5 protein-coding genes are annotated in these 5,532 nt (G+C 71.7%); 3 read left to right on the top strand and 2 right to left on the bottom strand.

What is annotated here, in order from left to right; translation table 11 throughout:
- Positions 1 to 41: 41 nt before the first annotated feature.
- Positions 42 to 653, bottom strand: a complete 612-nt coding sequence (locus tag FNH05_RS38405) for an RNA polymerase sigma factor (RefSeq protein WP_186382824.1) — start codon at positions 651 to 653, stop codon at positions 42 to 44.
- A gap of 439 nt (positions 654 to 1,092) precedes the next feature.
- Between FNH05_RS38405 and wecB the strand changes: the two genes are divergently transcribed.
- Positions 1,093 to 2,208: a non-hydrolyzing UDP-N-acetylglucosamine 2-epimerase gene (wecB, locus tag FNH05_RS30795; RefSeq protein WP_144592366.1), complete on the top strand. Its 1,116-nt coding sequence runs from the start codon at positions 1,093 to 1,095 to the stop codon at positions 2,206 to 2,208.
- Between the two features lie 159 nt (positions 2,209 to 2,367).
- Here the strand turns inward: wecB and FNH05_RS30790 are convergent, their stop codons facing one another.
- Positions 2,368 to 3,780 carry an MFS transporter gene (locus FNH05_RS30790; protein WP_246128037.1) on the bottom strand — a complete coding sequence of 471 codons (1,413 nt, stop codon included), beginning with the start codon at positions 3,778 to 3,780 and terminating at the stop codon, positions 2,368 to 2,370.
- 82 nt (positions 3,781 to 3,862) lie between these two features.
- Between FNH05_RS30790 and FNH05_RS30785 the strand changes: the two genes are divergently transcribed.
- Positions 3,863 to 4,189 (top strand): ArsR/SmtB family transcription factor, encoded by a 327-nt coding sequence (locus FNH05_RS30785; protein ID WP_144592364.1) that lies wholly within the window; start codon positions 3,863 to 3,865, stop codon positions 4,187 to 4,189.
- A 271-nt stretch (positions 4,190 to 4,460) separates the two neighbouring features.
- Positions 4,461 to 5,532 (top strand): MFS transporter (locus tag FNH05_RS30780; protein ID WP_246128036.1); only part of this gene is annotated, 1,072 nt, incomplete at its 3' end.

Raw genomic sequence — 5,532 nt, 5'->3', positions numbered from 1 at the left:
GTGCCGGGCGGAGGCCGTCCGGCACTTCGCGGCAGTCGGCTTCAGGGCTCCCCACGGGGTGGAGGGGCCGGTGAAAACCCCTCTCCCCAAAGCTCCTCGAACCGTCTCCGCAGTGCCTTGCGGGCCCGCCAGAGCAGGGAGCACACCGCCGCCGGGGCGATGTCCAGCACCGCGGCGACGTCGCGCGGGCGATAACCGAGAACCTCCACCATCCACAGCACGTTCCTCCATTGTGGAGCGAGCGAGGAGAACGCGGCTTCGAGGATCACTTCCTGTTCGCTCGCGTGCTCTTCGCCGGCGAGCGCCCCTCCGGCGTTCTCCGTGCCCTGGAGGTCCAGGCCCGCCGAGACCAGGCGGGAGGTCTTGCTCCCCACGTCCACCGACAGCCGCCGGACCGTGGTGCGCAGATAGGCCGGAATGTTGGTCAGCGGCCCCTTTCCGGCCTTGAGGGACACCATCATCCGGAGGAGGGCTTCGGCGGCGAGATCTTCCGCGTCGGCGGCCGAGCGCGCGATCGCTCTGGCGTAGCGGAGGGCGTGCCGGTGATGGCGGGTGAACAGGGCCGCGAAGGCGCCCGGGTTTCCGTCACGCGCCTCGGCGAGGAGCTTTTCGTCCGGCAGTTCCGTGAGAGTGTCGTCGGCAACCTGGTGCATCGAGCCTCCTCGTGAACATTTTCTCCGCGTCCTGAACAATTCAGCACGAAAGGAAGGTCGCCAACCGAGTGAACAACCGCCACGGTGCGCGTAAGACCCTTCCCGAAGGGTGTCTTTGGGGTGAATAACGGGCCGCCGGGTAACGTGTCGATCAGTGTGCCCGATAACTCGCCGGCACTTTTCGTGGCGAATAACGAGAAGATAACAGTGCGCCGTTTTGGAAGTTCGGCGAAGTTCTGCGACGAAAAACAGAGTAACGCCGGAACGGTGGCCCGCCGCCGCCTCCCCCTTGCGGGGCAGGCAGGGGCGGGCCGCGTCGAGCGCGGATTCGCCGACGTGGTGGGCGAGATCACGAACCCGCTGCGGTGCGCGCGTCAGATTCGGATGCCGCCGGAAGGTCTTCACCGCGACTGCTCGGCTCGCGGAAGGGAAACAGGCAGTGCACCAGGAGATCGCAGCAATCCCGGACGGCGGCGTCGCGGTGGTTCTCGGAACCAGGCCGGAAATCATCAAACTCGCCGGGGTCATCGCCGAGCTCGGACCGAAGGCCTGCGTGATCCACACCGGACAGCACTACGACACGGGGCTGTCCGACGTGTTCTTCACCGAGCGGGGACTGCCCGCGCCGCGGGTGCGGTTCGCGGTGGGCGGGGCGGGCCGCGGCGGGCAGATCGGCGCGGGGCTGACCTCGCTCGACGAGTGGTTCGCCCGGCACAGGCCGGTCGCGGTGGTGGTCCAGGGGGACACCAACGCCACGGTGACCGGTGCGCTGGCCGCCAACGCCCGCCGGATCCCCGTCGTGCACGTGGAGGCCGGACTGCGCAGTTTCGACAAGACGATGCCGGAGGAGTACAACCGGATCATCACCGACCACCTGTCCGACCTGCTGTGCGCGGCGACCGAAGGAAACGTCGAAAACCTTGCCAGGGAAGGGATCGGCGGCGCCGCGGTGATCCGGACCGGGAACACGGTGGTGGAGGCGGTGCGGGCGCAGCTGCCGGGGCGCCACCGGCGCCGCGCCCTGCTGGCCCGGCGGGGGCTGGTGCCTGGCGGCTACGCACTGGTCACCGTCCACCGTCCGGAGAACACCGACGACGCCGCCGCGCTGCGCACGATCCTCACCGAACTGCACCGGCTCCCGTGCCCGGTCGTGCTGCCGCTGCATCCCCGGACGCTGGGCGCGGTCCGGCGGCACGGCCTGGTGGACCTGCTCGACGGGCTGGGCGTGACCGGGCCGCTCGGTTCGGCGGAGTTCCTCGGCCTCGCCGCCCACGCCGCCTTCCTGGTTTCGGATTCCGGCGGCGTGCAGGAGGAGTGCACGGTGCTCAAGCGCCCGCTGATCGTGGTGCGGCGGTCCACGGAACGGCCCGAAGCGATGCAGGACTTCGCCGTGCTCGTCTCGCCGGGGCCGCTGATCAGCAAGACGGCCGCCGAATGGTGGCGGGATCTGCCCGGCCTGCACCGCCGCCTGGCGGCGCTGGAATCGCCGTTCGGCGCCGGGGACGCATCCCGGCGCATCGTCGCCGAGATCGCGCGCCGTTTCGGCACGCGGTAAGGAGGTTCCGTCCTGACGGATCGTTGCCGCCGCGGTTCGCGCGCCCAGAGGGAGACCGCGGCGGTTCCCTGGCCGGTCCGGCCGGGACGGACACCGGCTGGGCCGGGATCGAGGGGGCCCGGCCCAGCCTTTCTTTTCTTCCGTTGACCGTGGCGGCGTTCACTCCCGGGACTTCACCAGCCACAGGCCGGTGAACACCGCGCCGGCCAGGGTGACGGCACCGGCCGCGACGAAGGCGGCGTCGAGGCCGGCTTCGAAGGACGCGCCACCGGATTCCCGGGTGCGGACGATGGCGCCGAGCACGGCCACGCCCAGCACCGCGCCGATCTGCCGGGTGGTGCTGCTGATGCCGGAAGCGAGACCTCCCTCCCGCGGGCCGACCGCCTGGATGGCCGCCCCGGTCAGGGGGGACATGGTCAGCGCGAAACCGATGCCCGCGATGGCCAGCCGCCACCACACGTTCCCGTACGCGGTGTCCGCGCGCACGAAGCCCAGGGCCAGCAGTCCCAGCCCGGCCAGCGCCAGGCCGGTCGTCACCACGATCCGGAAGCCGTACCGGGCGGCGAACCGGCCCGCGTACGGGCTGACGACGACCATGGCGAGGGAGGTGGGCAGGGTCTGCAGGCCGGCGCGCAGAACCGTGCTGCCCTGGACGTAGACGAAGAACTGGGAGAAGAAGAAGGCCGAACCCATGAGCGCGAAACCCACCACGACCATGGCCGTGTTGGACACCGTGAACAGTTGCTGCCGGAACAGCCGCAGCGGCAGCATCGGCGCCGGGCTTCGTCCTTCGACGGCGACGAAGGCGGCGAGAAGCACCACCGCGGCGGCGAAGCTGCCCAGGATCACCGGCGAGGTCCAGCCGCGGGAACCGCCCTCGATCAGCCCGTAGGTCAGTGCCCCCACGGCCAGGACGGACAGGACCGTCCCCGGGATGTCGATCGACGGCGCGCCGGGATTGCGGGACTCGCCCAGGACGCGCAGACCGGCCAGCAGCAGGACCACGCCGAGGGGGGCGTTGACGACGAAGATCGCGGGCCAGCCGAAGGCTTCGGTCAGGATGCCACCGGCAGGCGGTCCGGCGGCCAGGCCGATGCCGCTGAATCCGGCCCACAGCCCGATCGCCTTGACCCGTTCCTGCGGAACGGGGTACGCGGCGGCGAGCAGGGCCAGCGAGCCGGGGCTCAGCGCCGCGGCCCCGATGCCCTGCACCACGCGCCCGGCGATCAGCCAGCCGAGCGAGGGCGCTACGGCGCACAGCACGGAAGCGGCGGTGAACACCGCGACGCCGGTCAGGAACACCCGCTTGCGGCCGAAGCGGTCGGCGAAGACGCCGCCGGACAGCAGCAGCATGGCGACCAGCAGAACGTAGGCGTCGACGATCCATTGCAGACCGTCGAGCCGGGTGTGCAGCCGTTGCTGCATATCGGGCAGCGCCGCGCCGACGATCGTGCTGTCGAGCAGCACCATGAACTGACCCAGGCAGGTCACCGTGAGCAGCGCCGCCCGGCTCGGCCGGGCGCCCGGGGTCCCCGGCGCTCCGGTCTTCGTCGCGGTTTCGGGTGCGGTCAACGCAGGTCCTCTCGTGATCGGATACTCCCGGCACGATAGTTCGGGATTCCCGAATTGTCGAACAGTGCGGTATCGTGGAGACATGCGACCACTGCCCCAACCCGCGCGCGAGGCGCTGACGCTTGCGCCGGTGCTGCACGCGCTCGGTGATCCGGTGCGCCTGGAGCTGGTGCGGCGGGCCTCGGCCACGCCCGAGTCGACCTGTTCCGCGCTCGTCGACGGTTTGGGCGTGCCGCTGTCGACGGTGACCAACCACTGGCGGATCCTGCGCGAGGCCGGGGTCATCACCATGACCGTCGAGGGAAGGCACCGCCGGGTGCGGGTCCGCACCGAAGATCTCCACGACCGCTTCCCGGGCCTGCTCGATCCGGTCCTGCGCCTCGCCGCGGCCGAGCCGCCGAACGCCTGAAGCCTGTTCTGACCCGACCGGGGACGACCTGGCCGCCGCCCCGCGGCTCACAGCCGTACGGGCAGTGCGGTGAGGCGGCGGGTGGCGGCGTCGGGCACGTAGCCGGGGTTGTCGTCCAGGGCGAGGCCCGGGTAGCGGCGCATCCCCGCGGCACTGAGTCACCGGAGCGCAGGACCGAAGTCCTGGTCGGAGAGAGTCCTCCCGCTCTGGGGCCGCCGGGGGCCGCGCGAGCACGCTGGGGGTTGCCACCGGAGGAACCGAGGAGGCGACCATGGGCGAACGAGTGGCGGCGACCTCCCGCACGGAGCGGGAGCTCCAGCCCACCGCCGGGCGGCGGGCCCTGATGCTCGGCCTGGCGACCGCGGGGTTCGCGATCAACTTCTGGGCGTGGGCGCTGCTCAGTCCCCTGGCGCCCCTGCTGAAGGACGAACTCGGGCTGAGCTCGTTCAGCCAGTCCCTGGTGGTCGCGGTGCCGGTGGTGGTCGGTTCCCTGGGGCGTATCCCGGTGGGCGCGCTCACCGACCGCTACGGCGGCCGCGTGATGTTCCCGCTGGTCTCGGCCGCCACCATCGTGCCCGTCCTGTTCCTCGGGCTGGCCGGGTACTCCTCGCTGGCCGCGCTGCTGGCGGGCGGGTTCGTCCTCGGTGTCGGCGGGACCGCCTTCGCCATCGGCGTGCCGTTCGTTTCGGCCTGGTTCCCGCCGAACCGGCGGGGGCTGGCGATCGGGATCTTCGGCGCGGGCATGGGCGGCACCGCGATCGCGGCACTGACCACGGTGAGCCTCGCCGACGCCTGGTCGATCCGCGCGCCGTTCGTGGTGACCGCGGCCGTGCTCGCGGTGTACGCCGTGGTGGCCGCGTTGTTGCTGCGTGACGCGCCCGGCCGCGTCCGGCCGACCGAGTCGGTGGGGCGGCGGCTGGCCGGCACCCTGCGCCTGTCCGTCACCTGGCAGGCCTCCGCGCTGTACGCGGTGGTGTTCGGTGGCTATGTCGCCTTTTCGGTGTACCTCCCGGCGTATCTCAAGACCGCCTACGGACTGGCCCAGGCCGACGCGGCCCGCCGGATGGCCGGATTCGTGCTGCTCGCGGTGCTGATGCGCCCGGTGGGCGGCTGGGCCTCCGACCGCTTCGGCCCCATCCCGGTACTCGGCTGGGTGCTCGCCGTGATCAGTGGCTGCGCCGTGGCCCAGGCGTTCACCCCGCCCCTCCTGCCGTTCGGCACGCTCCAGTTCCTGGCCATGGCGGCCGCGCTCGGAGCGGGAAGCGGCGCGGTGTTCGCGCTGGTGGCGCTGCTTTCGCCGCCGTCGGCGGTCGGTTCGGTGACGGGCGTGGTCGGCGCGGCGG

This window comes from Amycolatopsis rhizosphaerae (assembly GCF_007713715.1).
GTDB classification, from domain to species: Bacteria; Actinomycetota; Actinomycetes; order Mycobacteriales; family Pseudonocardiaceae; genus Amycolatopsis_E; species Amycolatopsis_E rhizosphaerae.
This window is presented reverse-complemented; position numbering and strand designations above follow the sequence as displayed.

What these genes read in the sequence shown, in the direction of transcription:
- FNH05_RS38405 (WP_186382824.1), bottom strand. Translation starts at nt 653, where the DNA reads ATGCACCAGGTTGCCGACGACACTCTCACGGAACTGCCGGACGAAAAG.
- FNH05_RS30785 (WP_144592364.1), top strand. Translation starts at nt 3,863, where the DNA reads ATGCGACCACTGCCCCAACCCGCGCGCGAGGCGCTGACGCTTGCGCCG.